Genomic DNA, 26,202 nt, shown 5'->3' with positions numbered 1-26,202 from the left:
CCCTTCGACGGGCAGTTCGGTTAATTCAGCCTGAGAGCCTTCCGGAAGAGCCATGTGCGCCACTTTGCAGCCGCCGAGCGACAGCCCGGCGAATAAGAGCAAAAGCCCGCCTGTGGTCCGGCACCACTTTTTGGTATGGGATATGTACATTACCTTTGTAATCTACAACGATTCAGACAGCCTGTCAATGGTTGATTGTCGGGATTATCTGCTTGAAAATTGGGGGTGGGGTGGGGGCAAAAAGGACTACGGGGTAATAAAAAATAAATCTGTCCCCTTTTTATTTCTTGGTTCAACTATATGGTTAGTGAAGTCATTGGATTTTGTTCATCAGCCACTTAAGGAGACCCAGGTCCACGACCATTTCTGCAAGCCGTTTCGGGAGAATGATCTCTACCGAACTGTTCGGCTGTGCCGCATATTCGGCTAGTTTCTTGTCCGGAGAATGAACGACAAAGAAAAGTTTTTTATACTTCCCACCTACAAAATTTTCAGCATATTCAAGGAAGTCGCGGAAGGAGGCTGCAGACTTTACCTGGACTTGGTACATCTCCCCTGTGATTGGCTCTTCCAATTCAACGTCCGAGAACTTCATAGTCTCTCCGAGCACGGAGACCCTCTTCCAGCCAGAAGATCTAAACAGGAGGTCGACTAGTGTCTCAAAATCTTTCCAGTGCAGTCTGCTAATACCTTTCTCTATATGACGACATAAGTCCTCTCTCGAACGAGAAATCGCTACTACTTCCGAACTGTATTGTCGATTTATGAGGTGGGTTAAGTCATCAACTTCCTTAACCTTGCAAATCGTGCCTCTGAATCCTTGCACCTTGGCTAAACGTCCTGAGATTTGATTCGTTAAAAGAGGATCGCCGAAGATGTTCTTGGAGTGCCATTTCTCGACTCTACGATACTTTGAGGTCTTATCTTGACGTATACGTGACTCTCCTACCCGACACCACCAGAGATGATTTTTATGAAATGTAACCCAGACATCCTCATGCGTGGATTCGCACAGTATTCTTAACGCTCGGCAATCGCGGGTTGCCGATCCTTTGTCGCAGGCGCCTTTTTCAAGCTGCTTCTGTATACTGTCCCATCGGCCATTGTTGATGTCGTCCAGCGTTTGCTTTGACCAACCAATCCGGATGATGCCTTTACGGATACTGGATTCCTCCCAGATACCGTTCCTACCTAGTTTCACATAGAAAACCTTTTTACAGGCGATAGGTTCCATCTACCTTTTTTGCAACAATTAATTTTGCAGGGTGGACATCGCCCAGCCCACGGCACTCATGCCTTCACTTCATCTCTTCCCGTATCCTCGCCATCTCCTTTTTCAAGTCAGGGATGTCCTTTGCAAGCACCTCCCATGTCATCTTGAGATCTACCCCGAAGTATTCGTGGATGAGGATGTCCCTCATGCCCGCGATCTTCTTCCACGGGACTTCCGGGTATCTTCCCTTCAACTCTTCAGGGATGTTCTTGACGGCCTCGCCTATAATTTCGATGCGGCGGATTACCGCGTCCTGGAGCTGGGGCGAGGCGAGAAAATCGTCCTCGCTCTTGCCTTCGGTGTAACTCTCGACAAGCCCGATGCACTCAAGGATATGGTCTATGAATATGGCGGGGTCCTTCTTCACAGGATTACCACCTGTTCCTCCAGTATCCTGTCCCTGAGGAGCGGGTGGAGCGAGCCGTAGGTAAGAACGTCGGCCTTCCTTCCAAGAGCGTCCTCTACATCGAGCTTCAGGCCCGAAAGGTCAAGGAGGCTCTTTCTCCCCTCGAATTCGACAAGGAGGTCGATGTCGCTCTCCCCGGTGGCCTCGCCCCTCGCAATGGAGCCGAAGAGGGCGGCTTTCTTCACCCCATTCCTTTCCAATACCCCTGCAAGACGTTCTTTTATCTTCGTAATCTGGTCGCTTTTTCCATCCATGGACTTCACCTCGTACGCTTCCCAATTTCCATAAGTTTAATAGATAGCGTTGAATTTTACAAGAGAATTAGAAGTTCCTCCCCCTCCACTCCAAAAAAAACTTCCGGTCCATTTTTGGACCGGAAGTTAATATAATGGTCGGGGCGAGAGGATTCGAACCTCCGACCCCCAGTACCCCATACTGGTGCGCTACCAGGCTGCGCCACGCCCCGACTTGGAAAAACCGCAAAAACGAAAAAACCGGAAAAACGGAAAAATGGAAAAATGGAAAAAAACTACTTACCGAGCAACTTCCTTATGGAGCCGAGCTCCTTCTTTATGCCCTTTAACTCGTCCATGTACTTCTTATTGCTGAACGGGAGGCCGAGCTGGCTGGCCTTGCCCCCCTTGCCCCCATCCCCTTCCTTCTTCAGCTCCTTCATCCGCTTCTTCGCGCCCTCCAGAGTCAGCCTGTCTTTGTAGAGAAGTTCTTTTATCCTCAGTATGAGATCTACGTCCTTCCTCGTGTAGACCCTCTGCTTGCCGTTGGACTTCCGGGGGCTTATTATCTTGAACTCGCTCTCCCAGTACCTCAAGACGTAGGGCTTTACCCTGGTTATAGTGGAAACCTCGCCTATCTTGAAGTAGAGCTTTTCCGGTATGGTTACCATCATCGGAGTCGGGGCTCTTCTACTCGGAGTTCACGGTATCCTTCAAAATCTGGCTGGCCTTGAAGGTCAGCACCTTCCTCTCTCCGATAGTGATCTCTTCGCCTGTTTGAGGATTGCGGCCGCGTCTCGACTTCTTGTGCCTCACGGAGAAGTTGCCGAAACCGGATATCTTAACGTTCTCGCTCTTCTCCAGGGAATCCTTCATACTGTCGAAGATGAGGTCCACGACCTCGGCTACGTCCTTCTTGGAGTAGCCCACCTTGTCAAATATTATCGATACAAGGTCCGCCTTTGTCATACCCTCCTCCTGAACGGTTATACGCGGATATCCGCATTGAACTTGCCGGCTATCTCGCCGGTTACCTTAGCGTGTATCTCCTCTACCTCGGAGTACTTAAGCGTCCTCTCGGGCGACCGGTAGATGACCCTCATGGCCATGCTTTTGCTGCCCTCGGGGACGGCACCTCCATAGTATACGTCAAAAAGCTTTATATTTTCAATAACTTTTATGCCGAGCCCTCGGATGGCCCTGACTATCTCTCCGTAAGCCGTCCCGTCGTCTACGATAAAGGATATGTCCCGGGACGATTCCGGGTAGCGGGGGAGCGGCTTGAACCTGCCGTACCCGCCGAAGGCGGCCAGCAGCGGGGCGGCCTCGAACTCGAAAGCAAAGGCCGGTCCCTTGAGGTCGAAGCGCTTCTGCGTGTCCGGGTGGAGCTGGCCGAAGAGCCCGGCGTCCTTGCCCCGGACCTTGAGGATCGCGCTCCTCAATGGGTGAAATAGCTGAGAATACGGGGAAAAGAGGGCTTTTTCGTTTTCGGCTTCGGCCCCGGACGGGGCCCTGACCCTGTCCTTGAGCCTGATATTGATGCCGAGTCCGTCGGTGAGTCTCTCCACCACCCCCTTAACGTCGTAAAAATCAAGGGGCTCGCTCGGGACGTTCCACCCCTCCCCCAGCCTGAGCCCGCTCATGAGTCCGGCGACCCTCCACCTCTCCTCCGGAAGGTCTTTTCCTTTATTTCCGCCCTCCGCGCTGCGGGGCAGGTAGACGGGCGCGAATTCGAATATCCGGGCTTCTTCGTTTTTCCTCGACAAATTGAGTTTCAGGGTTTCGAGAAGTGACGGCAGGAGCGCGTCCCTCATAACGGACTGCTCCTCGCTAAGGGGGTTCAGTATGGTAACCCCGCTCCTTTTCCCTTCACCCCCCGCCTCGAAGGTCGATGGAGAGACGAAGCTATAGTTAAGGGTCTCGAAGAAGCCTGCGTTAACGAGTATCTCTTTTACCTTCCTCCTGAAGCGGAAGAGCTTTGCCGGGGAACTCCCCGTAAGCCGGGTCGTGGGCATGGTCACCGGCACCTTATCGTACCCCCTGACCCTCGCCACCTCTTCGGTTATGTCCACGTCGCGCTCGAGGTCCACCCTGTAAGACGGCGGCACGGCGATGAGGGAGTCCTTCTTCCTCGACGCCTTCACGTCCATGCCGAGTCTCGTCAATATGTCCTTGACCTCTTTGGGCTTAAGCTCGGTGCCGAGAAGCGCCTCGGTCCCCGCTATACGGAACTCTATGTCCCGAGGCTTGAACTTTACGGGGTAGGCGTCCACCGCCCCCCTGGATACCTTGCCGCCCGCAAGCTCGGCTATCATCGAGGCCGCCCTGTCGAGCGCCGTCGGGACGCCGTCTATATCCACGCCCCTGCCGAACCTGTAGGATGAGTCCGTTGCGAGCCCGAGCTTCCTCGACGTCCTCCTCACCGATACCGGGTCGAACCACGCGCTCTCGATAAGCACCTTCTCCGTCGTGTCGCTCACCTCCGACCCGCCCCCCCCCATGATACCCGCAATGGCTACCGGTTTTTCCTTCCCCTTTTCCCCCTTGCCGTCGCATATGAGGAGCATCCCCTCTTCGAGCTTTCTCGTCACCCCGTCCAGCGTCTCCATTTTTTCTCCACTGCGGGCGGCCCTTACGGTTATCCTGTGGTCCCTGACTTTTTCCAGGTCAAAGGCGTGGAGCGGCTGGCCCATCTCCAGGAGCACGTAGTTCGTGACGTCGACCACGTTATTTATGGGTCTTATGCCGTGCGCTTCGAGCCTCTTCGCCACGGCCGGTGGGGAGGGCCCTATCTTAACGCCCTCAACGACCCTCGCCGCGTATCTACGGCAAAGCTCCGGAGCGTCGATAGTTACGGATACTTTTTCCTTCGTATACCAGACGCCCTCGGGGACGCTGAACTCCACGTCCGTGAACTTATCTCCGGTAATGGCGCCGACCTCTCTTGCGAGCCCCCTTACGCTCAGGAGGTCCGCCCTGTTCGGGGTAATGGCTATATCGAGCATGGTGTCCCCCCCTTCGCCTTCACCCGTAAGCTCGGAGAACTCGCTCCCGAGCGGGGCGTCCGCGGGGAGTATCATTATCCCGTCGGAGGTGTCCCGTATGCCGAGCTCGACTTCGGAGCAGAGCATGCCCTCGGAGACCACGCCGCGTATCTTGGACTTTTTTATCTTCACGCCTCCGGGGAGTTTTGTCCCCGGCACGGCGAGCGCCACCCTGTCGCCCTCCTTCATGTTGCTCGCGCCGCAGACGACGGAGCGTTCCCCCCCCTCACCGGTATTTACCTGGCAGAGTTTCAGCCTGTCGGCGTTAGGGTGCGGTCCCACCGTGAGTATTTCGGCCACCACGATACCCTTTACCGGGGGCGTCCCCTCCCGGGCGGCCTCGACCTCCACCCCGGCCATGGTGAGCCTCGTGGAAAGCTCGGCCGGCGTGAGTGAAGTGGCGACGTATTCCTTTAGCCAGTTATAGCTGAAAAGCATCTTGGCAGCGCTCCGGGTGTTGGAAGGTTAAAACTGTTTGAGAAATCTCAAATCGTTTTCGAAGAAGAGCCTTATATCGTCTATGCCCGTAAGGAGCATGGCTATGCGCTCGATACCCAGGCCGAAGGCGAAACCCGTGTATTTTTCCGCGTCGTAGTCGACGGCCTTGAAGACCTCCGGGTGTATCATGCCGCAGCCGAGTATCTCCAGCCATCCGGTGTCCTTGCACACCCGGCATCCTCCCCCCCCTTCTCCCCCTCCCCCCTTGCCGCCGCATATGACGCACTGGATGTCGACCTCGGCGCTGGGTTCGGTGAAGGGGAAGAAACTCGGGCGGAACCTTACGGTCGTGGACTCTCCGAAGAGTGTGTGCAGGAAGTGCGTGAGCACCCCCTTCAGGTCTCCGAAGGTTATTCCCTCGTCGACCATAAAGCCCTCTATCTGGTGGAACATAGGTGTGTGGGTTACGTCCGAGTCCCTCCTGTAGACCGTGCCCGGAGCTATGACCATCAAGGGGGGCTTCCTCCGCTCCATGACCCTTATCTGCACCGGGGAGGTATGGGTGCGGAGGCACGCGTCGCCGCCCGTGTAGAAGGTGTCCTGCATCTCTCTGGCCGGGTGGTCTTTGGGGATGTTCAGGGCCTCGAAGTTATAGTAGTCGGTCTCCACCTCCGGCCCCTCGGCCACCTCGAAGCCGAGCGAGATGAATATGTCCTCTATCTCGTCCGTTATCCTCGTTACGGGGTGGGGTTTTCCGATTACGGCGGTCGGGGCGGGTCTGCCGGGGAGTGTGACGTCGATCTTCTCGGTGAGGAGTTTTTCGCCTTGGCGGGCCTTACTCAGACCCTCCAGGAGTTTTCTGACCTCTCCGTCGATCCTCTCTTTCGCCTCGTTAGCGGCCCTGCCGGCTTCGCGTCTTTCTCCTTCCGGAAGGCCCGCTATATCTTTCATGAGCGAGGCCAGGGGCCCCTTTCTCCCGAGGTACCTGGTCTTTACGGCCAATACCTCTTCGCTCCCGGCGGACCCTCTAAGAGCGGCAAGCTCCTCAAGGGCCTCACTTTCGAGGCTCAAGAGTTTGTCCCTCATAGAGAGAGTGTTGACTTTGCGACGGAGGTAATCTTTGTGAAGGCGGCCGGGTCCTTTACGGCCATCTCGGCCAGGGCCTTCCTGTCTATGGCGACGTTGGCCTTTGTAAGGCCGTCGATGAGGCGGCCGTAGGTGATGCCGTTGGTCCTTGCACCGGCGTTAATGCGGGCTATCCAGAGCCTGCGCATCTCGCGCTTCTTGGCCCGCCTGTCCCTGTAGGCGTACTGGAGCCCCTTATCGACGGCTTCCATGGCGCTGCGCAGAAGGTTTCCCCTGCCGCCCCTGTAGCCCTTTGCCGCCTTGAATATCTTCTTCTTTCTGTTCTTGGCGCTTACGCCCCTCTTAACCCTCGGCATAACCCTTACTGCTCCTTTCAGATTTTGCTGTTGTCATAGCGCTATATCCGTTTTGTTCCGGCGCTCCGTATACGTTGTGTGTTGAAACGGTAGTTCCCCCCCCTCTACGCTCAGGCGTAGGGCAGGAGTCTCTTGATCGCGTCGGAGTCGGCCTTGGATACCGTAGTGCCCTTCCTGAGTCCGCGCTTTCTTCCGGTGGGCTTGCTCGTCAGGATGTGCCTGAGCCCCGCCTTGCCCCTCTTTATCTTCCCCGAGGCGGTTTTTTTAAACCTCTTGGCCGCCCCCCTGTTGGTTTTCATCTTAGGCATCTTTTCTCTCCCTTAAAGTTTGTTTCTGCTGAAGGGGGGAAATGAGCATCGTCATGTTGCGCCCCTCCCGCTTCGGGTATTGTTCTACCGTCCCCAGGTCCTTGACCTCCTCGGAAACCCTCTGGAGCTTATTCCTGCCAAGCTCGGGGTGAGTTACCTCGCGGCCCCTGAACATCAGGCTGACCTTCACCCTGTCGCCGCCGGAGAGGAACTTCCTTATGTTGCGCAGCTTGACCTGGAAGTCGTGTTCCTCGGTCTTGACCCGGAACTTGACCTCCTTTACGTGTATGACGGTCTGCTTCTTCTTCGACTCATGGGCCTTCTTGCTCATCTGGTACTTGTACTTGCCGTAGTCCATGGTGCGGCATACGGGCGGTTTGGCGTTGGGTGCGATCTCAACGAGGTCGAGACCAACCTTCTCCGCCTCTTCCATAGCCTGCCGCACGTCCATAACGCCTATCTGCTCGCCATCGGCACCGACCAGACGTACCTGAGGGGCCCTGATCATCCTGTTTATTCTGGTAGTGTCCCTCTGCTCTCTTCTACTGTCTCTTCTTATGAAAATTCACCTCCCGCCGGTATGTTCTCTGCGTTAAGCCGTTTAATGAAGCGCTCTACGGTCTCCGGCTCCATTGCTCCCTCTTCCCTCGAACGCGGGGCGACAAGCCCCTCTTCCATCTCTTTATCCCCGACGACGAGCATGTAGGGGATCTTCTTAAGTCTGGCCTCCCTTATTTTGAAGCCCAGCTTTTCGTTTCTTATGTCAAGCGCGGCCCTGAAGCCGGCCCTTTTCAGATCTTTAAGTACGCCTGCGGCGTACTCGTCGTTCCTCTCGGTCACCGTAAGTATCACGGCCTGCACCGGGGCCAGCCATACGGGAAAGGCCCCGCCGTAGTGCTCGACGAGGCAGCCGAAGAACCTCTCGAGCGAGCCCATAAGCGCCCGGTGTATCATTATGGGCCGGGCGTCGATACCCTTCTCGTTCCTGTAGGCCAGCTCGAACCTCTCGGGCAGGTTGAAGTCGACCTGTATGGTAGAGCACTGCCAGGCCCTCCCGAGCGAGTCTTTTATCTTTATGTCTATCTTCGGGCCATAGAAGACCCCCTCACCCGGGTCCACGGCGTAGTCGAGCCCCGTGGAGACGAGCGCGCCTTTAAGGGCCGCCTCCGCCCTCTCCCAGTTCTCAAGCGACCCCACGTACTTCTCGGGCTTGGTGGAGAGGAATATATCGTATTCATTAAACCCGAAACTCCGCAGGATGTAAAGCGTAAATTTCAGGACCTCCTTTATTTCGCCCTCGAGCTGGTCCGGGGTCATGTATATGTGGGCGTCGTCCTGGGTAAAGCCCCTGACCCTCAAAAGCCCGTGCAGCACGCCGGACCTCTCGAACCTGTAGACGGTCCCGAGCTCGGCGTAGCGTATGGGGAGGTCTCGGTAGCTCCTCAAGTGCCCCTTGTATATCTGGATGTGGAAGGGGCAGTTCATGGGCCTTACTATGTATTCCTGGCCTTCCACGTCCATCGGGCTATACAGGTTGTCCCGATAGAAGTCCCAGTGGCCGCTCTTTTTCCAGAGGTCGAGCTTGGCGACGTGCGGGGTGTATATGAGGGAGTAGTCGTTTTTTGCGTGTTCTTTTTTCCAGAAATCCTCCACGATGGTGCGTACGGTCGCCCCGTTGGGGTGCCAGAGGACGAGCCCGGCCCCTATGTCCTCGGATGTGCTGAAGAGGTCGAGCTCTTTACCGAGTTTCCTGTGGTCGCGCTTCCTGGCCTCCTCGATCTTCTTCAGGTGCTCGGAAAGCTCCTTCTTCGAGGGGAACGCGGTGCCGTATATCCTCTGGAGCATCTTATTCTTCTCATCTCCCCGCCAGTAGGCCCCGGCGATAGAGGTAAGCTGGAACGCTTTTATGAAACCCGTCGTTGGGACGTGCGGCCCGCGGCAGAGGTCCGCGAACTCCGATTGCCTGTAGACCGTAAGACGTTCTTCCTCATCTATCTCCCCTATAAGCTCCTCCTTGTACTCGTCCCCTTTGAAGAGTTTTGCGGCCTCGTCCCTGCCGAGCTCCTCCACGCTGAAAGGGGAGTTCTCCCGGACTATTTCGGACATCCTCTTCTCGATCTTCTCCAGGTCCTCGGGGGTGAAGTGGTGATCGAGGTCGAAGTCGTAATAAAAACCGTCTTCGGTGGCCGGGCCTATGGCGAGCTTTACGTCCTTGAAGATAGAGGTAACGGCCTCAGCCATGACATGGGCCGTGGAGTGGCGGTATACCTGGAGCCCCTCCTTCGAGTCCAGGGTGACGGGCTCTACGGCGAGAGGTTTCCCCTCTCCCCCCCCCGGGGCGCCAAGCTTCGTCTGGAGGTCGACTATCCTGCCGTCTACCTTGCCGGCGACGGCTTTTCTTGCCGACTTCCGGTCGATGGCGGCAAGGACCTCGATGACGGTCGCACCGTCCGGGTGGCTCGATTCCTTGCCCTCTGAAGATATTACCTTTAGCATGTTTTCCGTCTTTCTTTCTTTTCCAGTTTTTCTCTTTCTTCCAGTTTACGTCCCCGTTCCCCTGAAAATCAAGAAAAGGCACCACCCCATCCTTCCCTTTCGGCGGTCCTTCCTGCAGAGGGGTTTTGGGCGGGGGATACCTTTATGCAAAGGTGGTAGGCACGGGCGGTTTCGAACCGCCGACTTCTACCGTGTCAAGGTAGCGCTCTCCCACTGAGCTACGCGCCTGTAGTAATCTTATTGCTGTAATATCTTGATTTTATTAGCTTTTCTGTTGCCGTTCTTTTCTCCGTTGCACCTCGGGTGCTGAAAAGACTGGGTCAAAGTTTATCATAATGGATAGGGGTGTCAAGGGAATTCTTGAGGGATATCAAGGGGATATAGCTGTCCGCCCTGTTACGGGGACAGGAGTGCCATTAGGAAAAGTGGACGCTTGACGGGCCTGCCGTAGAGGACTTGTAACCCTCCCCCTCCGCCGGACTCAGGAGCCAAGGAACTCTCTTATGGCGTCCATGAGTTGAACCGGATTGATGGGCTTTGTGATGTAGGAGTTGGCCCCCAGTTCGAGCCCCTTGTCCCTCTCCGCCTCCCCGCCCTCGGTGGTTATTACGATAATGGGGACGGCCTTGTTGGCGTTGGCGTCGTCTCCTCTCAATACGCTTATGAACTTCAGGCCGTCCATAAGCGGCATGTTTATGTCGGTGAGTATGAGATCGAACTTGCCGTCGGAGGTTTTTTTAAGCGCGTCTACCCCGTCGCCCGCCTCGGTTATTTCCGCACCCTTGACCCTTTTGAGGTTGAACTTAAGAAGCTGCCTCATGGTGGGAGAGTCTTCAACTATCAAGATCTTGCTGGCCATAGGCGTCCCTACCTCTCGTTTTTATTTTGTAAGCAGGTCTATAAATCCCTGTATGGTGGAGAGCTTCCTCTCCGACTCGCTGTAGAGCTTGGAGCTGAATATGGCCGTGGCCGTGTGGCCGGCGAGCATTGAGAAAAGCTCGTAGTCCAGGGTGCTGAAGCTGTCCTTCTGCTGCAGGAGCTTGTATATCACTATGGCCCCGATCACCCTTTCGTTTATCTTCATGGGTATGCAGACCATGGGGTCGAGCGTGTCCACGGCCCCCCCCTTGTTTATCTCGGCCCTGTAGTAGTCCTCGGCCGTCTTGACGGCCGTCCCTATGGGCCCCTCCCCGGTCTTTACCGGAGGTATGTTCTCCCGCTCTATACCCTCCGCAGCGACGGCCTTAAGCTCGTGTGTCTTCTCGTCGAGCATGAGGAGCGCGAACTGCTCCGCGCCCACGAGGTTTATTATTATCTCCATTATGATCCTCAGCACCTCGTTCAGTTCGAGGGTGGAGTGGAGTTGGTAGCTGGAGATGTAGAGGTTCGCCAGCATATTGTTCTCGTGCTCTATCTCGACGTACTTGTTGGCGAAGTCCAGGTTCTCCTCCTCCACCGCCTTGAACTTCTCGGACATGCTAAGCTTTTCCTTCTCAAGCGCATTGAGCTTGGTGCGGAGCAGTTCAAGCTCGGCCTTGGAGCCCTCCTCGCCCGAGGACCTCTTGAAGGATTCGTTCTCCTCTTCGACCTGTGCTATTTTGAACCGGAGTTTCTCGTTCTCCTTCAGGATGTCGTGGGTGAACTCCGCGCCCTTCCTGACCACGTTGAGTATCTCCTCGCCCCTTTTTTCCTTTTCCTGGTCTATTCCTTTTGTATCGTCCATTGTGCACTCTCCTGAGCGGCCCTGGCCGCAACTATTTTATTGATGAACTCTTCACGTGGGCATAAAACACCTGAATATTATCACTACTGGACGCCAACCGCAACGTGTTTATCGGGGGCGGCCCCTAAAGTCCGGTATTAATCTCCTCCCTCTTCCTGGAGAGGAACTCGTCGAGCGCCTCCTTAAGGTAGCTCTCCACCGGGACGGAGCCGGGCGTCCTCTCTTTCATGTACCGTATGCCGTCCTTTATGTCGTCCCTGAGGACTTTGTAGATATTGTCGTTGGCCACGCCGAAGTCCACCTCTTCGCTGTTATAGAGGATGATGTCGGAGACCACTATACGGGCGAGCTTCTTCGCCTTTTCTTTGACGTCTCCGTCTTCCTGCGCTATCGCCTCCTCGCTGGCCTTGAGCTTGGCTATGTCCTCATCGCTCGCCCGGGGGGGCGCTACCACGCGGGTGGACACCGCCGCCGGGGCCTTCTCCGGCTCCTTCGGCCCTGTCGCCTCCGGCCCCGAAGTGACCAGCAGGGCGTGTATCTTGGGGACGAGGTCGTCGTGTATATGGTGCTTTTCTATGTAGTCGTCGGCCCCGTAGAGAGAGTTAGGGTTCCTCTTGTAGCGCATCTTATCGAAGATCGAGGCCATGAGTATGATCTTGGTGTCCTTGAGTTCGGGCTTTTTCCTTATGAACTCGCATACGACAAAGCCGTAGATTTTCGGGATCGCCACGTCGAGAACGATCACGTGGGGCTGGTGGTTCTCCGCGGCGTTAAGCGCCTCGACACCGTCGTATGCCTTCAAGACGGTCATATTTTCGCCCTTGAGGACGTTCTCCATCATTTCGCATACCTCGGGGTCGCCGTTAGCGATGAGCACGCGGTAGCCGGCGGACGGTGGCTTCCCCGCGGCCCCGGCGGCCTGCATCTCCACTTTGAAGACGGTGCGGCACTTGGCGCACCTGAGCTTGATCCCATCCGAAGGGAGCTTGGAATCGTCGATATTGAAGCTGGTTTTGCATTCCGGACATTCTACAACCACTAAGTTAACCCCCTTGGTGTTTTATCCTAAAGGTGTTTTTTTATCTTCAAGCCCGAGGACCTCAGCTTGCCGCCAACCTGCCGTCTCCCCCGGAATCCCTTTTCATGAGTATCCTCTCAAGGGACTGGCTGGTCTGGCCGAGGAATATGTCGAGCGCGGAGAGGTCGTCCAGCCTGCTCTGCTCGGGCAGGTTGTCTCCGTAGATTATTACCGCCACCTTGCCCTGGACCAGCACCGGGGCGGCGAAGGCCTCAAGCGGCCTTTGTCCCCCCAACTGCTCCACTATGTATTCGTTCCCCGGAGTACCCTCAAGCGCCTTAACGACTATGGCCTTGCTGTCTATGGCGTCCCTGAGTATGGAGCTCTCGGCCAGGGAGAGCTTCATCTTCCGTACCCGCTTGTCCGCTGAATCGCCCTCTATATCCACCCCGGACTGCCCGAGGCCCACGATGTTCCCCTTCTTTACCGCGAAGACCACCGAGCGGCTCATTATCTCGCCGCTGAACCGGAGTATAAGGAGCACGACTTCGTTCAGCGAAAAGGCGTTGGCCAGCTCCTCGAGCATCCCCTTAAGTACCCTGAGCCCCTTGCTCTCCGCTACCTTTTCTACGGCTCCTTCCGGCTCGGCTGAGAACTCCTCGAACCCTATCTCCTCAATCAGGCTCTTTATAAAGGATTTTGCCTCACCGACCCCCTCGGGCTTTTCGGCTGTGGTTTCCGGCGGGAAGGTTTTTTCCTTTTCCACTTCCGATTCCGCCGAGGCAGCCTCCCCCCCTGCATGGGCTTCGGCCGTGGTTTTCTGCTGGAAGAAGGGGTCTTCCGTGCCCTCTTCCGCCAGCGCCTCCCCTCCCAGCGGGGCTTCGGTCGGGGCCTCCGGCTGGAAGAAGGCGTTTTCCACTTCCGATTCCGCTTCCGCTTCGGTCGGGGCCTCCCTTCCCTCAGGGACAGATACGGCCGCTTCCCCGGCCCCTTCCCTCCCCGCTTCGTCGGCGAGCCTGGCCCCCTCCATGGCGATGAACTGCGGGTTAATCCCGTGCTGAAGGGTGTACTGGAGGGTATCCGTTTTTATAGTCTCCGGGGTATCACTCTCCCCTCCGAGCTCGAAGATAAAGTTCCCGTCCGGCCAGAGAAAGAGGGAATAGACCACCTTCTCGATCTGCTTGGTGGCGATGGCATCGAGCCTATCGACAGGCACGTTGAACCCGCCCTCAAGTACAGCCCCGAGGGTTTCCCCGTACCCGTCCCCGGCCTGCTTTTCCCTCGCCTGATCGAACTGCTCCCGGGTGATGGTCCCCTCTTTAAGCAGCAGTTCGCCGACCCCCTCCTTTATGGAGGTGGAGACCGCCTTTACCACCTTGCCTTCCTTAAAGGTTACAACGGCTTCTTTCTCGCCGCGGCGCAGGCACAGCACGCCGGACTTGTTGCTGAACCCGAGGATCTGCATTATCTCTCCCAGCCCCAGGTCTTCTATGTTTCCGGCTAACTGCATATCCCCGCGCTAGAACTCCTTCGATAATATAGTACTGCGTGTGCGGCTGCCGACGGTCATACGGTCGTCCTCAGGGCGACGTTAACGACCATGTCCCCGTATGGGGTGCCGACCGGCACTACGAGCGTCTCTATGCCTACGGACCAGAACTTCATGTCCTTACCCGAATACATGGTGGGCGGGGTAATATAGAAGTTAAAACCCTTCTCGTTAAGGAGCGTTACGCTTCTGCCCACAATAATATTCATAAGCTCCGCTATACTGTCAAGGACAATCGGCTCCATGGCGTCGAATTTCCGGTCGTTCATGAGGCCGGCTATCTTTAGCGCCATCTCCTCGGAGAGGTCGAAGAGGATCTGCCCCTCTACCCCGCCGGTAAGGCCGAAGCTCACCGCGATGCCCTGCTTGGGGCTCAGGCCGCTAAAGAGCGTCAGCTTGCCCTTCTCAACGGGTACATCAAGGGTCTCCTTCAGTACGGAGCAGGCGCCCTCGACGAACGGGTCTATATATTCAAGTCTCACTCTCTTCCCCTCCCCCCTCGAGCACGAACTTAATGATCAAGGCGGCGCTCTCCGACTTAAGAGGTTTCGGTATATAGTGTTTGGCCCCGAGCGAGATGGCTTTCTTGACCAGGTCTTCGTAGCCGAGAGAACTAACCATCACCACGTTCGCGTCCGGGTCGCGGTCCTTTATTATCTTCAACGCCTCGAGGCCTTCCATCTCCGGCATGGACACGTCCATCAAAACGAGGTCGGGTTTGAGCTCGAAGTACTTCTCGATAGCCTCCTTTCCGTTGGCCGCCTCGCCGGCCACCGTACCGCCGATCGACTCGACCACCTTGGAGATGTTCTTCCTGGCGAAGAGCGAGTCGTCTACGATGAGGAACCTGTAGGAAGCGGCTGCGGTCGCGTCGGTATCATTTTGCTGCGACATATTCTTTTTCTCCTTTCCGGGGCACTGCGGCCATTATTGCACCTGCCATCTTCTCGAGAGGTACGACCCTGCGGGCGTGCCCCTTTTCTATGGCTACCTTCGGCATGCCGAAGACTATGGAACTCTGCTCGTCCTGGGCGATTGTTATCCCGCCGGCCCTCTGTATATTCCCGAGGCATTCCGCCCCGTCCTGCCCCATGCCGGTCATTATCACGCCCACCGTGGAGTGCCCGTATTGCCCGCAGGCCGACTCGAAGAGCACGTCCGCCGACGGCCTGTGCCCGTTGACCGGCGCGCTCGTGCTCAGGACGGCGATCGTCCCGATCCGCATCCTTTTTATCTTCAGGTGCTTCCCGCCCGGGGCGATGAGCGCCCTTCCGGGGAGGACCATGTCCCCTTCGTTCGCCTCCTTGACCTCTATCTTGCATATCTTGTTCAGGCGCGAGGCGAAGACCTCGGTGAAGCCGGCCGGCATGTGCTGGACTATAAGCAGCGCCGCGGGGAAGTCCGCCGGTATATGGGGCAGCATGTAGGCGAGCGCGTTGGGACCCCCGGTGGATATGCCTATCGCTACGACCGTTTCCGTCCGTCGGCGGCGCCCTCCCTTTACAACCTTCAGCGCCGGCGGGACCTCCGGCGGCGGAGGAAGATAAAGCTTGGAGGTGGAACTCCGGCTTACGGCCCTGACCTTGGTGATGAGCTCCTCGGCTATCTCCTGGATATGGACCGATATGGCGTCCTGGGGCTTGGCCACGACGTCCATGGCCCCGAGCTCGAAGGCCTGCATGGTAATCCTCGCCCCCTTGGTGGTAAGAGAGCTTACCACAACGACCGGTGTCTTGAAACGGGCCATTATGTGCTTCAGGGTGGTAAGGCCGTCCATGCCGGGCATTTCCATGTCGAGGGTAATGACGTCGGGCCTGAACTTCTCCACCTTTTTCAAAGCGAATATGCCGTCAACCGCCGTGCCCACCACCTCTATCCCGGGGTCCTTCTTCAGGATAAGCGGGATCATCTTCCGCATAAGCGCGGAATCGTCGACCACGAGCACCCGTATCTTTTTTGAACTGTTTTCCATTACCGTATCATTATCAAAGTGCTCAGTTTACGAGCTTGCCGTATACCCTCTCCCCGGAGCCCTTCAGCCCCCTCGACACCACGGAGGCGACGTTCAAGATCAAGATGACCTTACCGTCGCCGAGTATGGAGGCCCCGACGACCATATCGGTTTTGATCCAGCTCTCGTCCACGGCCTTTACCACAAGCTCCTCCTCGCCTATGAGCTTGTCCACGACCATGCCTATCTCCCTCTCGCCGTGGCTCAGCACCAGCACGAAGATATTCTCGTCCTTGCCGTACTGCCTCGGGCTTTCCCCGGCGATACCGTCCATGCCGACAAGCGGGAGGACCCTGTCCCTGTAGCGGAGCGTCTTTCTGCCCGCCACGCTGTCCAGGTCCCCGTGGGACACCCTTGCTATCTCCGCTATGGAGCCCACGGGCAGGGCGTAGAGCCTTTCGCCCGACTCGAAGATTATCGCCTTTATGATGGCCAGCGTAAGAGGGAACCTCAGGGTAAAGACACTCCCCTCGCCCGGATCCGACCTGACGCCTATGGTCCCCCTCATCTCCTCCACGACGTTCTTGACGATGTCCATGCCTATCCCCCTGCCCGAGACGTCGCTCACCGTGCTTGCCGTCGAGAAGCCCGCGATGAATATCAGCCCCAGGGCCTCCCGCCTGTCCATCCTCCTGGCATCGTCTTTGGTGATGACGCCTTTCTCCAGGGCCTTCGCCTTGATCTTTTCGGTATCTATCCCATTTCCGTCGTCCGACACCTCTATGACTATATCGTTGCCCTGGTGGTATGCATCCACCTTTATGGTGCCGGTGCGCTTCTTGCCCGCCTTTTCCCTGTCCGAGGGGGCTTCTATGCCGTGGTCCACGGAGTTGCGTATGAGGTGCAGGAGCGGCTCGCCAACCACGTCCACCAGTGCCTTGTCTATCTCCGTGTGTTCTCCTTTGAGGACGAGGTTTATCTTTTTGTTGTTCGCCCTGCAGAGGTCCCTGACCATCCTCGGGAACTTCTTGAAGACCCTGTCTATGGGCACCATGCGTATGGACATGACGCTCCGCTGCAGGTCCGAGAGGCTCCTCTCTATGAAGGCGGTAGCGGATGTGAAGCTCCCTACGAGGTCGTCCTTCGGGTAGCGGGCCTCGAAGTCGGAGACGAGCTGCCCCACCATGGAGCGCCCCATAACGAGTTCGCCTACGAGGTCCATTATCTGGTCTATCTTATCCGACATAACCCTTATACTCTGGAGGGCCTCCATCGGTCCCCCCGCCCCCCCCTCCGGCCCCATCCCGGCGGGGCCGGCCTCCGCCATGGCCTCCTCGGCACTCTCGCTCAGCTTGTCCATCTTGTAGCCCTCGACGGCCACATCCCCTATAACGCCCGGTATGAGATAGAGGCCTCTCAGGTCGCCGGACTCCTCATAGCTCGCGATGATGGCGGTAAGGGAATCGGACGACTCCACCTCAGGGCTGTCGATGGGCGGCTCCATCCGTATGACGTCGCCGCCGGTGGGAAGGTGTTGGGAGAGGATAAGGGCCCCGGCCGACTTCATGAGGCATTCCTTCGCGAAGGTGAACTTTACGCGGTAGAGTGTCTTCCCCTCGGCGATGGCGTTTGCGGCCAGCTCCTCTTCATACTCCGTTAGTTCTTCGGAGGCGGCGGGCGCCCCTCCGGCCTCTATGGCGAACTCCGCTATCTTATCCTTGACCGCCTTGGATATGGTGTATTCCTTGCCTTTCCGGTGGGCCTTTATGGCGGCCGTTATTTCGTCCACCACCTTTAAAATGAGGTCCGGGAGGTCGCTCGTTATTTCGGCACTGCTCTCCTCGAACTCGCCCATGAGGTCTTCCATCTTGTGCACCACGCCCGCGACGTCCGTAAGCCCGATTGTCGCGGAGTCCCCCTTGAGGGTATGGAAAAAGCGCTTGATGTTCTTGATCGCAGCCGTCCTGTCCTTGCCCGACTCGAGTGCGAGCACCTCCCCGGTCAGGTTCTCTATCATCTCGAGGGCCTGCTCGTAGAAGGTCTCCCGGAGGAGCGCCATCTCTTCTTCACTGAGCATCATGAAGTCATTGTCCGCCATATCACCTACCCCCTCAGGGCTTTCTCTATGTCGGTCATGAGTTGCTTGACGGAGAAGGGTTTGGTCAGGCACTTCTCCGCCCCCACCTCCACGGCCCTCGCCACGTCGTTACTCCCGGCTACACCGGAGAAAACCACGACGGGCTTGTCGGGGTTCATCCTCTTCAGTATCCTGGTGGTGCTTATGCCGTCGAGGTTGGGCATCATTATATCCAGGAGCGCGATGTCGTATCCGTCGATGGCCTTGATGACCGCCTCCACGCCGTCGGCGGCGGCCACGACCTCGTAGTCCTCGGTCTCCAACTCTTCCTTTACGAGATCGAGGAAGTTCTTTTCGTCGTCCGCGAGAAGGACTCTTTTCTTCACCGTAACTCCCTTTTGGGCCTCAATCGTCCATCACCCATTTTATCTGTGACAGCATCCATGACGTGGAAAAAGGTTTTTGCGCGAATATCACCGCCCCGGCGTTGACCGGCTCGGAGATCTCTTCGGGTGCGATCTTACCCGAAAAGCTTATTATGGGCATCTTCGCATCCATCTTCTTCAGTATCCTCGTTGCGTTTATGCCGTTAAGGGTCGGCATGATAACGTCGATAAGGGCCATGTCGTACTTTTCGTCCACCGCCCGGAGCACCCCCTCGACCCCGTCGCCCACCACGTCCACGTGATAGCCGTCCCCTTCCAGTTCGGCCTTCAAGACCTTCGCGAAGTTAGCGTCGTCCTCGATGAGAAGTATCTTCTTCATGCTGTCTGTCTCCATGCCGTCTGAACGGCCGGGTTACCCGTTCTTTTTATAGGCGGTCCCCTTGTTCTTATGTATGAACGTGAAGTTGTCGTTGACCCCCTGGAGGCTTTCCGTGTGCCCGAGGAAGAGATATCCCTCCGGCACAAGGGCCCTGTCGAACCTGTCGATGACCCCCTTCTGGGTCTCCTCGTCGAAGTATATCAGCACGTTCCTGCAGAAGATGACGTCGAAGTTCCCGGAGCCGCTTTCGTGCATCAGGTTGTGGAAGTCGAAGACGATGAGTTGCTTAAGCACGTCTTTTGCCTGGTACATCCCCCCCTCCACCTCGCGGAAGTATCTACTTCGGAGCGTATCGTCCACCCCGTCCATCTTCTCGGGGCGGTAGATCCCCTCCTGGGCGGACTGCAGCGCGGTGAGGCTCAGGTCCGAGGCGAGTATGGTTATCTTCCATTTGCTCATGTCCGGGATGGTCTCCCGGAGTATCATGGCCAGGGTGTACGGCTCCTGGCCCGTGGAGCATCCCGCGCTCCATATCTTGAGCGAGAGGTCCCCCTTCTTCCTCTTATTGGAGACAATCTCCGGGACCACCATCTCGGTGAAGATGTCCATCTGGGGCTTGTTGCGGAAGAAGGAGGTCTCGTTTATTGTGACGGAGTCCATGAAGGTGAGGACCTCCTGCTTCCCGTCATCCGGGTCGGTAAGGAGCCTGTAGTAGCGGTAGCAGCTCGCTATCTTGAGCGTCCTCATCCGATTGAAGGTCCTGTTCTCGAGGAAGCTCTTCTTCTCGTCCTTGAGCCAGATGCCGCACTCGTCGTAGATGAGGTTCCTCAATAGCCGGTACTCCTCGTCGCTCATCGTGAGCTTCGGCTGTGGGGTGCCGAACGGCGCCATATTTTCCTGTTCACCTAACATCGTATCTCCGCTTTGATTCGGCTCGGGTTGCCTCGTATGCCGTTCTACATTCAATCAGTAACTGCCCGCGCTGTCAACCCCTGCCGGCGTTGAACCTGGCCAGGACTTCGTTATTCTTTCGCCGCCGGGGGATTGTTGGGGTTCAAAGCCATGTTACCCTGGCACCTCTTCATCGGGTTGGGGTTCGCCCGGATATTCGTCACTGCCGGTGTTGAACCTGGCCACGACTTCGTTCAGCGAGTCGGCCTGCCTGCTCATCTGCTCCGCCGAACTGGCGAGCTCGGCCGCGCTCGAAGCGCCCTGCTGGGTCATCTCCCTGAGCTTCTCCACCCCTTTTACGACCTGTTCGGTACCCGAGGACTGCTCGTCGGCCGAGGAGCTTATCTCCTGGGTTATCTCGTTCAGCTTGTTGACCGACCTGGATATCTGGTCGCACCCTCCGGCCTGCTCGCCCGTTGCCGCGCTTATCTCATGGGAGTACCTGCCCACCTCGACAACCGAGGCCTCTATCTTCTTAAGTGACGCGACGACCTCATCGGAAAGTTTTAGCGCCCCGTCGACGATGCCGACGTTTTTCTCGACGTCCCTGACGGCCTCGCCGGCGTCCTTCTGGATGCCGTATATCAACTCCGAGATCTCCGAGGTGCTCCTGGCCGACCTCTCGGCGAGCTTCCTGACCTCGTCGGCTACGACCGCGAAGCCCATGCCGTGCTCGCCGGCCCTGGCCGCCTCGATGGCCGCGTTAAGCGCCAGCAGGTTCGTCTGCTCGGCTATGTCGTCTATCACCTCGATTATCTTCCCTATGTCCTCGGTCCTGGTCCCGAGCTTCCGTATGGTCTCGGCCGAGGCTCCCATGACGCTCGTTATGTTCCTTACCCCCTCGGTGGAGCGGTCAACGGCCTCCCTTCCGGAAGATACCGCCTCGGCGCTCTGTTTGGCTATCTCGACCATCTTCCGCGCGTTGTCCGCGACCCTCTGTATGGAGGCGATAAGCTCCTCGATGGCCGTCGAGGTCTCTGCCACCGAGCTTGCCTGGCCCTGGATGTTCTTGGCCACGTTCTGGATGTTGGAGCTCATCTCGTGCATGGTGGAGGTTATCTCCTCGACCGCGGTGGCCGAGGCTTCGCTGTTCCTGCTCGACTGCTCGCTGGTGGAGGCTATCTGGCCGGTGGCCGACGCTATCTGATCCGCCCCGCCCCTCACCTGTCCGACTATGTCGCGCAGTCCCACCAGCATTCCATTGAAGGCGTTCCCGAGGACGTCCCTTGCCGAGTTGGGCCGTACGTCCTTCCGGAGGTCGCCCTCGGCTATGGCCTCGGCCACGTGGGCCATGGTCTTCAAGTACGCGACCATGTCGTTGAAGGACCTTCCCATCATACCCAACTCGTCGTTGGATTTTACGTTGACGTTGACGTCCAGGTCGCCGGAGGCTATACTCTGGGCCGCCGCCGCCATCTCTTTTACCGGCACCGAGATGGAGCGGGAGATGAAAAAGCCTAAGATCAAGGCCATACCTATGGCCAACACGGAAACAATTAATATCCTTGTCCTCAGAGACATGACCGCGGCAAATGCCTGGTCGGTGTCCTGCATGACAAGCATAATCCAACCCAACCCCATGTATTCGGAATGCCCGTTCGACGGGGAATACCCCACCAGCATACTCTTACCGTTAATGTTCTCAACAAGATATCCCGAACTTTTATTAAAGGCATTTTCAGCCGACTTCAACCCGGCCAACTCTCTTTGGAGTACGGCGTCTTTGCCGCGCATGAACTCCGGTGCGGCGATGACCTTTCCTTCACTGTTGAGCAGAAGGATATATGCGGACCCGCTCTGCTCCTCCCCTCCCACCTTAACACCGTCCACAATCTCATCGACCTTTTCCCAGTTAAACCGGGAAGTCAACACACCGAGAATCTTGGTATTGTCATAATCGGCCCTGATAGGCGCCGTAACCGACACGGCAAGCTTTCCCGTTAGTGTCGAAAGGCCGACATCCTGGATGTCCATCTCGCCCCGGATGGAATTTTTGAACCACGGAGCATCGCCGAAGTTGTCCTGAGAGAACTCCGGATTGCTGGAAGATACGATATCGCCCCCTTCGTTAACGACGTAGATACCCTGGTAAGAACCGTAATCGTTCTTGAGGCTCTCCAGTTCGGCCGCGATTCTACCGTCGGCATCGTCGATCAGTATGTCCTGCATGGTGCCGAGTGTTGACCATGCCAGGGCATTCTGTTTTCTTTCGTAGATATTTCTGTCTATCTTGTCCAGGGTTTCCAGGGAAAGGCTCACAAAGCCATTGCCGATTTTCTCCTCAAGGGCGTTCTTTGCACTGAAGTAAGCCGTGACGCCGAGGATAGAGACCGGTACGACGGATAGCAAAAGAGTAACAAGGACCAGCTTCGGCCCGATGTTCAGCTTGAGCCACCCCCCCGTTGTAGATGAAGAACTCATAACCCACCTCCTTATCAGGATAAGGTTTTTTATTCTGATACAATAACTACTCTGTTTGTCCGTGCCTCATCCATGAGACCACGGAACCCCCCACCTATTATGGCAGGTGGGGGGTTCCCGGTTATTCGGGAGATACGACAGCCAGGGACCAGTCCTGATAACCGAGGGGCTTGTAGACAATAGAGTAACTCTTGCCCCCCTTCTCAAAGCTCCCTTCCCCCGACTTGCCGTTCTTTATGGAAGAGCGGATATCCTTATCAAGGGGAGGAAAGTAGTCTGATGGGTTTACTTCTTTTTCCGGGTTGCCTTTCAAGTTATAGGTACGCCTGGAGTCCGCCCAGAGAAGGCCGTCTTTGCCAACCGCCAGTATATACTCGTCCTTCCCCTTAAACTCCTTCACCAGCTTTTCCTGGTAAACGGACAGGGGTATCTCGTAATGCAGGATAGCCGCCTTCTTGCCGTCTTTAGTCATAATCGGCGTCGTGTAGGCGATAACCCATCTCTTCGAGTCGGCGGACAGATATGGCGCTGATATGTAAACCTGCCTGGCCTCCTTTGCGACGGACGGGTTAAAGAAGGGGGCCGACGCTTCTTCCGAAGAGAGGTCGGCGTCCGGGGCGATCTTATCGAAAACTATCCTTGTAATCTCCTGGCCGGAAAGGTCTATCAGGCACATCTCGTCTACTTCGAACTTCTTCTGAACGGCGAGGCTTAGATTTTCTATCTCCGCCTTGAGTCTTTTTTTCTCACTCTTGTCGGTAGTTTCGAAGTATTCACTGAACGTCTTGTCCTGGGCGGCAGTCTGCAGATTCCGCGAGGCCCTCTTATGCAGAGCCGAAAATACGGCCGCCTTCTTGTTGAGAGCATCCTTCATCTTTGAAACGTCGGCTCCGGCGGTTGCGGTGGAAACCGAGCCGGCAAAGAAAAGAGTTGCCATGATCATTCTGCCGAGTTTTTTCATTTTCTCCTCCTTATTTTCTACGGTTATTGGAAGAAACCACACTCTCCCTCTATGATAAAAGCCGCCCTCCCGTCGCCTCTCAGAACTCTACGGCCAACTGGGCCGTGCCCGCGTCCCTGTCCCTGCCGTCCTCGAACTCGCCGTGGAGGAATTCGAAGGCGAGGGTTACGTCCTCAAACAGGCTGTAGGATATTGCCACGCCGTACTGCTCCTCGGGGAAGTCGAAGAACTCGTCGTTCTCCTCGTACCTGACGGCTATCTCGAGCCTGTCGTTCACCGCGTATGCCACCTCGAAGTTATATGTTTCCGGCTTGTCGCCGTCGTTGTCCCCGTCCCCGTCGAGGTCGAGGTCCTCGAAGCTCTCGGTGGCGCCGACGTACTCGGCCTCGAACATGAACGGGCCCATCTCAAGCGAGAGGAACGCGGCCATGCCCTCGACGTCGTCCCTGAGCACCGGCGCAAGCCCGATATCGGAGTCCGCTATGTTGGAGATGTAGGAAGCCCCGAAGGTTATCCCCTCCTTCGGCGTGACGACGACGCTCACGACGAAGTCCTCTACCTCGTTGTCGGAGTCGCTAATTTCGTCCGCGTCCCCGTTAAAGGCCCCGGCCGAGATCTCGAACGGTCCTGTGGCGTAGGTGAGGAGCACCGCGCTTTCCCTTGTCTCCCCGAGTTCGAGTGTCTGCGGGTCGGAGATGAAGTGCGAGTTGAACATCCCGAACGGCACGTACATCTTGCCAGCGGTGAGGCTCAGCCCGTAGGGGGAGGCTATAGTGATGTAGCCCTCGTCGAGGTCCACGGGCTCGGTACCGTCCTCCTCCCAGAGGAAGAGTATGTGTCCGCTCACGAACTCGTTTATCTCCACGTCTATGGCGAGCTCCATTGTGGCGAGCACTATGTCCGAGGTGTCGCCCTCGTCGTCTATGTCCTCGAAGAAGGCCTCGACCTCGAGGAGCCCGCCGATGGCTATCTTGTCGCTTATCTGCGTCATGAGGCCGGGCGCTTTTTTCTCCTCAAGGCTGTGGTGGAGCTCGGCCTGCCTGCCCTCGATCTTCTCCATCCTCTGCTCGATGGCCTCTTGCTCCTTGCCGTCGAGCTTCCTCTCAAGCTCCTCTATCCTTTTCTCCAAGCGCTCTATCTTATCCTCGATGCTCTCGGCAAACGAGAGGGTGGGCAGGAGGGCCACTGCCGCGGCCATTGCCACCGCCATAAAGACCGGCAGGGGAACCCCCCTCCTAAAGCTGAATAAAAACCGTAGCGTGTGTTTCATATAGCCCTCCTTTCTTCCTTTCCCTTACCGGGTCCGTAGAGAGGCGGAACGCCTCTTCCCTATCCCTTCTGCTCCGTCCCCTCTTTAAGCGCCTTCTTTCTGGGTTTGCTCTTCTTTGTCTTGCCCGTCTTTTCCTCGAGCGCCTTGCCGGTGGAAGCGGTGAGCTCGGCCTTCTTACGGGCCGCGTCGAGCCTGCCCATCTCGTCCGCGCTCAGGAGCCTCATGATATCCACGAGCACTATGAGCTTGTCGTCGAGCTTGCCGACGGCCGTGACGTACTCGGCGCCCACCGACGAGACAAGCTCAGGGGTGCTCTCTATCTGCTCGTCCGGGAGTTTCAGTATCTCGGAAGCCGAGTCCACTATGAGCCCCACGGTCCTGCTCTCGATATCGAGTATGAGGACCCTGTTGGTCCTGACCCTCTCCATTGTCGGCAGCCCTATGCGTGTCCTCATGTCCACCACCGGCACTATCCTGCCCCGGAGGTTTATGACCCCCTCCAGAAAGTCCGGGGTGTCGGGCACCGCGGTTATATCCGGGACCCGCACTATCTCCTTTACCTTATCGATGGGGACCCCGAAGAACTCCTTATCTACCTTAAACCCTACCAGTTGCAGAATCGTTGACATCTGCGACCTCCTTTCTTGCGCACCTTTGCAGTACATCCCATAGTTTCATTATGTCGTCGGGTTTCTGGAGGAAAAAGTCCGCTCCGCCCGTAAGAACCCTTGCCTTCACGTCCGGACGCGTGTCGCTGGTCATAAGCCCTATATTTATGTCAGGGTCTAACTCCCTTACAAGCGGTATGGCCGAAAGGCCGTCCATCCCCGGTAGATGGAGGTCTACCAGCACGGTGTCGAACTCCTCCTCCATGAGCTTCCTGAGCGCGTCCGCGACGTTGGTGTAGCTTGTCACTTCCGCCCCGTGTTTTCCAGCGATGGTGGTGATGAGATTTATTATATACTGGTCGTCGTCTACTATGAGGAGCTTCATTCTCTTATTCATATTGCAAAACCTGTGCCTTTCAAATTTAGTAAGTCTTTTTAGGTACTTAACTTTTCAAGAAGCTGTTTTTCAGGTAAAGCCAGGGCGTTTTGCCCTTCTTTATCAGGGCAGAGCGCCCTATGTCACGTCTACTTAGCGTGAATATTTATTAGATAAAGATGTAATATGGGGTCCTGCGGTGTCATGTTAAATGTGGCGCCCCGTTATCCGGGGCGCCACATTGTTTATCAGTGTCTGGGCCCATCCACGGGCCCAGCCGAGGGCTTCGCCTCGCCGTTGCCGGTGTTGAACTTCGAGACCGTATCGCTGAGCGTCTCGGACTGCCTGCTCATCTGCTCGGCCGAACTGGCGAGCTGAGAAGAGCTGGCCACGTTCTCCTGGGTCATCTCGCGGAGCTTCTCCATCCCCTTGACGACCTCTTCCGTGCCCGAGGCCTGCTCGTCGGCCGAGGAGCTTATCTCCTGGGTTATCTCGTTAAGCTTGTTTATCGCCTGCGCTATCTGGTCGCAGCCGCTGGCCTGCTCGCTCGTGGCCGCCCCTATCTCCTCGGAGTACCTGGTTACCTCACCCACGGACTCCTCTATCCTCTTGAGCGACGCCACGACCTCGTTGGAGAGTTTCAGCGCGCCGTCGACCACGCCGACGTTCTTCTCGACCTTCTTCACCGCATCCCCGGCGTCCTTCTGGATGCCGTAGATGAGCTCGGATATCTCCGAGGTGCTCCTGGCCGACCTCTCGGCCAGTTTCCTCACCTCGTCGGCCACGACGGCGAAGCCCATGCCGTGCTCGCCGGCCCTGGCCGCCTCGATGGCCGCGTTAAGCGCCAGCAGGTTCGTCTGCTCGGCTATGTCGTCTATCACCTCGATTATCT

Annotated in this window: 27 protein-coding genes, 2 tRNA genes and 1 pseudogene; all 30 read right to left on the bottom strand. The window is 56.9% G+C overall.

Translation table 11 applies throughout. The features are described from left to right. Positions 1-313 precede the first annotated feature (313 nt). The 30 genes and pseudogenes from V3W31_07395 to V3W31_07250 all read right to left on the bottom strand — a co-directional run bounded on the left by V3W31_07395 (position 314) and on the right by V3W31_07250 (position 26,202). Positions 314-595, bottom strand: coding sequence for a hypothetical protein (locus tag V3W31_07395; GenBank protein ID MEE9614761.1), 282 nt, complete (start codon positions 593-595; stop codon positions 314-316). A 703-nt stretch (positions 596-1,298) separates the two neighbouring features. After that, complete coding sequence (locus V3W31_07390; protein ID MEE9614760.1) at positions 1,299-1,640, bottom strand: DUF86 domain-containing protein; 342 nt, start codon at positions 1,638-1,640, stop codon at positions 1,299-1,301. Then, on the bottom strand, positions 1,637-1,933 hold the full coding sequence (locus V3W31_07385) for a nucleotidyltransferase family protein (GenBank protein MEE9614759.1): 297 nt from the start codon (positions 1,931-1,933) through the stop codon (positions 1,637-1,639). Before V3W31_07385 ends, V3W31_07390 begins: the two co-directional genes overlap by 4 nt. Positions 1,934-2,068: 135 nt before the next feature. Next, positions 2,069-2,145, bottom strand: a tRNA-Pro gene (locus V3W31_07380). 63 nt (positions 2,146-2,208) lie between these two features. After that, positions 2,209-2,586 carry a MerR family transcriptional regulator gene (locus V3W31_07375; protein MEE9614758.1) on the bottom strand — a complete coding sequence of 126 codons (378 nt, stop codon included), beginning with the start codon at positions 2,584-2,586 and terminating at the stop codon, positions 2,209-2,211. A gap of 16 nt (positions 2,587-2,602) precedes the next feature. After that, a complete protein-coding gene (locus V3W31_07370) occupies positions 2,603-2,881 on the bottom strand; it encodes an integration host factor subunit alpha (GenBank protein MEE9614757.1) in 279 nt (92 codons plus the stop codon). 17 nt (positions 2,882-2,898) lie between these two features. Next, on the bottom strand, positions 2,899-5,394 hold the full coding sequence (gene pheT / locus V3W31_07365) for a phenylalanine--tRNA ligase subunit beta (GenBank protein ID MEE9614756.1): 2,496 nt from the start codon (positions 5,392-5,394) through the stop codon (positions 2,899-2,901). A gap of 27 nt (positions 5,395-5,421) precedes the next feature. Further along, the gene (gene pheS, locus V3W31_07360; GenBank protein ID MEE9614755.1) at positions 5,422-6,480 is read right to left on the bottom strand and encodes a phenylalanine--tRNA ligase subunit alpha; all 1,059 of its coding nucleotides are present in this window, start codon (positions 6,478-6,480) and stop codon (positions 5,422-5,424) included. After that, the gene (gene rplT, locus V3W31_07355; GenBank protein MEE9614754.1) at positions 6,477-6,836 is read right to left on the bottom strand and encodes a 50S ribosomal protein L20; all 360 of its coding nucleotides are present in this window, start codon (positions 6,834-6,836) and stop codon (positions 6,477-6,479) included. The genes pheS and rplT overlap by 4 nt, the downstream gene beginning before the upstream one ends. Before the next feature lie 110 nt (positions 6,837-6,946). Next, positions 6,947-7,144, bottom strand: a complete 198-nt coding sequence (gene rpmI / locus V3W31_07350; protein ID MEE9614753.1) for a 50S ribosomal protein L35 — start codon at positions 7,142-7,144, stop codon at positions 6,947-6,949. Further along, positions 7,137-7,709 carry a translation initiation factor IF-3 gene (gene infC, locus V3W31_07345; protein ID MEE9614752.1) on the bottom strand — a complete coding sequence of 191 codons (573 nt, stop codon included), beginning with the start codon at positions 7,707-7,709 and terminating at the stop codon, positions 7,137-7,139. The genes rpmI and infC overlap by 8 nt, the downstream gene beginning before the upstream one ends. Beyond that, entirely contained in the window at positions 7,700-9,640 is a 1,941-nt protein-coding gene (thrS, locus tag V3W31_07340) for a threonine--tRNA ligase (protein ID MEE9614751.1), read from the bottom strand. Before thrS ends, infC begins: the two co-directional genes overlap by 10 nt. 153 nt (positions 9,641-9,793) lie before the next feature. Continuing rightward, a tRNA-Val gene (locus V3W31_07335) sits at positions 9,794-9,868 on the bottom strand. Between the two features lie 253 nt (positions 9,869-10,121). Next, on the bottom strand, positions 10,122-10,499 hold the full coding sequence (locus V3W31_07330; GenBank protein MEE9614750.1) for a response regulator: 378 nt from the start codon (positions 10,497-10,499) through the stop codon (positions 10,122-10,124). A 21-nt stretch (positions 10,500-10,520) separates the two neighbouring features. Next, the gene (locus V3W31_07325; protein MEE9614749.1) at positions 10,521-11,363 is read right to left on the bottom strand and encodes a GAF domain-containing protein; all 843 of its coding nucleotides are present in this window, start codon (positions 11,361-11,363) and stop codon (positions 10,521-10,523) included. A gap of 124 nt (positions 11,364-11,487) precedes the next feature. Next, the gene (locus tag V3W31_07320) at positions 11,488-12,402 is read right to left on the bottom strand and encodes a response regulator (GenBank protein MEE9614748.1); all 915 of its coding nucleotides are present in this window, start codon (positions 12,400-12,402) and stop codon (positions 11,488-11,490) included. Positions 12,403-12,463: 61 nt separating this feature from the next. After that, positions 12,464-13,891, bottom strand: a complete 1,428-nt coding sequence (locus V3W31_07315; protein ID MEE9614747.1) for a DUF4388 domain-containing protein — start codon at positions 13,889-13,891, stop codon at positions 12,464-12,466. A 56-nt stretch (positions 13,892-13,947) separates the two neighbouring features. Beyond that, positions 13,948-14,412, bottom strand: a complete 465-nt coding sequence (locus V3W31_07310; GenBank protein MEE9614746.1) for a chemotaxis protein CheX — start codon at positions 14,410-14,412, stop codon at positions 13,948-13,950. After that, the gene (locus tag V3W31_07305; protein ID MEE9614745.1) at positions 14,402-14,824 is read right to left on the bottom strand and encodes a response regulator; all 423 of its coding nucleotides are present in this window, start codon (positions 14,822-14,824) and stop codon (positions 14,402-14,404) included. The genes V3W31_07310 and V3W31_07305 overlap by 11 nt, the downstream gene beginning before the upstream one ends. Next, on the bottom strand, positions 14,808-15,902 hold the full coding sequence (locus tag V3W31_07300) for a chemotaxis response regulator protein-glutamate methylesterase (GenBank protein MEE9614744.1): 1,095 nt from the start codon (positions 15,900-15,902) through the stop codon (positions 14,808-14,810). The genes V3W31_07305 and V3W31_07300 overlap by 17 nt, the downstream gene beginning before the upstream one ends. A 22-nt stretch (positions 15,903-15,924) precedes the next feature. Further along, entirely contained in the window at positions 15,925-17,979 is a 2,055-nt protein-coding gene (locus tag V3W31_07295; protein ID MEE9614743.1) for a chemotaxis protein CheA, read from the bottom strand. Between the two features lie 5 nt (positions 17,980-17,984). Continuing rightward, positions 17,985-18,344 carry a response regulator transcription factor gene (locus tag V3W31_07290; protein MEE9614742.1) on the bottom strand — a complete coding sequence of 120 codons (360 nt, stop codon included), beginning with the start codon at positions 18,342-18,344 and terminating at the stop codon, positions 17,985-17,987. A 19-nt stretch (positions 18,345-18,363) separates the two neighbouring features. Then, positions 18,364-18,723, bottom strand: coding sequence for a response regulator (locus tag V3W31_07285; protein ID MEE9614741.1), 360 nt, complete (start codon positions 18,721-18,723; stop codon positions 18,364-18,366). Between the two features lie 33 nt (positions 18,724-18,756). Beyond that, a complete protein-coding gene (locus V3W31_07280; GenBank protein MEE9614740.1) occupies positions 18,757-19,635 on the bottom strand; it encodes a protein-glutamate O-methyltransferase CheR in 879 nt (292 codons plus the stop codon). Between the two features lie 153 nt (positions 19,636-19,788). Further along, positions 19,789-22,095 carry a methyl-accepting chemotaxis protein gene (locus tag V3W31_07275; protein MEE9614739.1) on the bottom strand — a complete coding sequence of 769 codons (2,307 nt, stop codon included), beginning with the start codon at positions 22,093-22,095 and terminating at the stop codon, positions 19,789-19,791. Positions 22,096-22,216: 121 nt separating this feature from the next. Next, a complete protein-coding gene (locus V3W31_07270; protein MEE9614738.1) occupies positions 22,217-23,056 on the bottom strand; it encodes a cache domain-containing protein in 840 nt (279 codons plus the stop codon). A gap of 79 nt (positions 23,057-23,135) precedes the next feature. After that, a complete protein-coding gene (locus V3W31_07265; GenBank protein ID MEE9614737.1) occupies positions 23,136-24,326 on the bottom strand; it encodes an LbtU family siderophore porin in 1,191 nt (396 codons plus the stop codon). A 59-nt stretch (positions 24,327-24,385) separates the two neighbouring features. Next, complete coding sequence (locus V3W31_07260; protein MEE9614736.1) at positions 24,386-24,955, bottom strand: chemotaxis protein CheW; 570 nt, start codon at positions 24,953-24,955, stop codon at positions 24,386-24,388. Beyond that, positions 24,924-25,331, bottom strand: a complete 408-nt coding sequence (locus tag V3W31_07255; protein MEE9614735.1) for a response regulator — start codon at positions 25,329-25,331, stop codon at positions 24,924-24,926. The genes V3W31_07260 and V3W31_07255 overlap by 32 nt, the downstream gene beginning before the upstream one ends. A gap of 524 nt (positions 25,332-25,855) precedes the next feature. Beyond that, a pseudogene (locus V3W31_07250) lies at positions 25,856-26,202 on the bottom strand (methyl-accepting chemotaxis protein).

The sequence above is a fragment of the Thermodesulfobacteriota bacterium genome, from assembly GCA_036482575.1.
GTDB lineage: Bacteria > Desulfobacterota > GWC2-55-46 > GWC2-55-46 > JAUVFY01 > JAZGJJ01.
The sequence above is the reverse complement of the archived record's forward strand: the minus strand, read 5'-3'. Positions and strand labels throughout refer to the sequence as shown.

Excerpts from the sequence above, each read along its gene's own strand:
- V3W31_07395 (MEE9614761.1), bottom strand. The coding sequence starts at position 595 with ATGAAGTTCTCGGACGTTGAATTGGAAGAGCCAATCACAGGGGAGATG.
- V3W31_07385 (MEE9614759.1), bottom strand. The coding sequence starts at position 1,933 with ATGGATGGAAAAAGCGACCAGATTACGAAGATAAAAGAACGTCTTGCA.
- V3W31_07375 (MEE9614758.1), bottom strand. The coding sequence starts at position 2,586 with ATGATGGTAACCATACCGGAAAAGCTCTACTTCAAGATAGGCGAGGTT.
- V3W31_07370 (MEE9614757.1), bottom strand. The coding sequence starts at position 2,881 with ATGACAAAGGCGGACCTTGTATCGATAATATTTGACAAGGTGGGCTAC.
- pheT (MEE9614756.1), bottom strand. The coding sequence starts at position 5,394 with ATGCTTTTCAGCTATAACTGGCTAAAGGAATACGTCGCCACTTCACTC.
- pheS (MEE9614755.1), bottom strand. The coding sequence starts at position 6,480 with ATGAGGGACAAACTCTTGAGCCTCGAAAGTGAGGCCCTTGAGGAGCTT.
- rplT (MEE9614754.1), bottom strand. The coding sequence starts at position 6,836 with ATGCCGAGGGTTAAGAGGGGCGTAAGCGCCAAGAACAGAAAGAAGAAG.
- rpmI (MEE9614753.1), bottom strand. The coding sequence starts at position 7,144 with ATGCCTAAGATGAAAACCAACAGGGGGGCGGCCAAGAGGTTTAAAAAA.
- thrS (MEE9614751.1), bottom strand. The coding sequence starts at position 9,640 with ATGCTAAAGGTAATATCTTCAGAGGGCAAGGAATCGAGCCACCCGGAC.
- V3W31_07330 (MEE9614750.1), bottom strand. The coding sequence starts at position 10,499 with ATGGCCAGCAAGATCTTGATAGTTGAAGACTCTCCCACCATGAGGCAG.
- V3W31_07325 (MEE9614749.1), bottom strand. The coding sequence starts at position 11,363 with ATGGACGATACAAAAGGAATAGACCAGGAAAAGGAAAAAAGGGGCGAG.
- V3W31_07315 (MEE9614747.1), bottom strand. The coding sequence starts at position 13,891 with ATGCAGTTAGCCGGAAACATAGAAGACCTGGGGCTGGGAGAGATAATG.
- V3W31_07305 (MEE9614745.1), bottom strand. The coding sequence starts at position 14,824 with ATGTCGCAGCAAAATGATACCGACGCGACCGCAGCCGCTTCCTACAGG.
- V3W31_07300 (MEE9614744.1), bottom strand. The coding sequence starts at position 15,902 with ATGGAAAACAGTTCAAAAAAGATACGGGTGCTCGTGGTCGACGATTCC.
- V3W31_07295 (MEE9614743.1), bottom strand. The coding sequence starts at position 17,979 with ATGGCGGACAATGACTTCATGATGCTCAGTGAAGAAGAGATGGCGCTC.
- V3W31_07285 (MEE9614741.1), bottom strand. The coding sequence starts at position 18,723 with ATGAAGAAGATACTTCTCATCGAGGACGACGCTAACTTCGCGAAGGTC.
- V3W31_07280 (MEE9614740.1), bottom strand. The coding sequence starts at position 19,635 with ATGTTAGGTGAACAGGAAAATATGGCGCCGTTCGGCACCCCACAGCCG.
- V3W31_07275 (MEE9614739.1), bottom strand. The coding sequence starts at position 22,095 with ATGAGTTCTTCATCTACAACGGGGGGGTGGCTCAAGCTGAACATCGGG.
- V3W31_07270 (MEE9614738.1), bottom strand. The coding sequence starts at position 23,056 with ATGAAAAAACTCGGCAGAATGATCATGGCAACTCTTTTCTTTGCCGGC.
- V3W31_07265 (MEE9614737.1), bottom strand. The coding sequence starts at position 24,326 with ATGAAACACACGCTACGGTTTTTATTCAGCTTTAGGAGGGGGGTTCCC.
- V3W31_07260 (MEE9614736.1), bottom strand. The coding sequence starts at position 24,955 with ATGTCAACGATTCTGCAACTGGTAGGGTTTAAGGTAGATAAGGAGTTC.
- V3W31_07255 (MEE9614735.1), bottom strand. The coding sequence starts at position 25,331 with ATGAATAAGAGAATGAAGCTCCTCATAGTAGACGACGACCAGTATATA.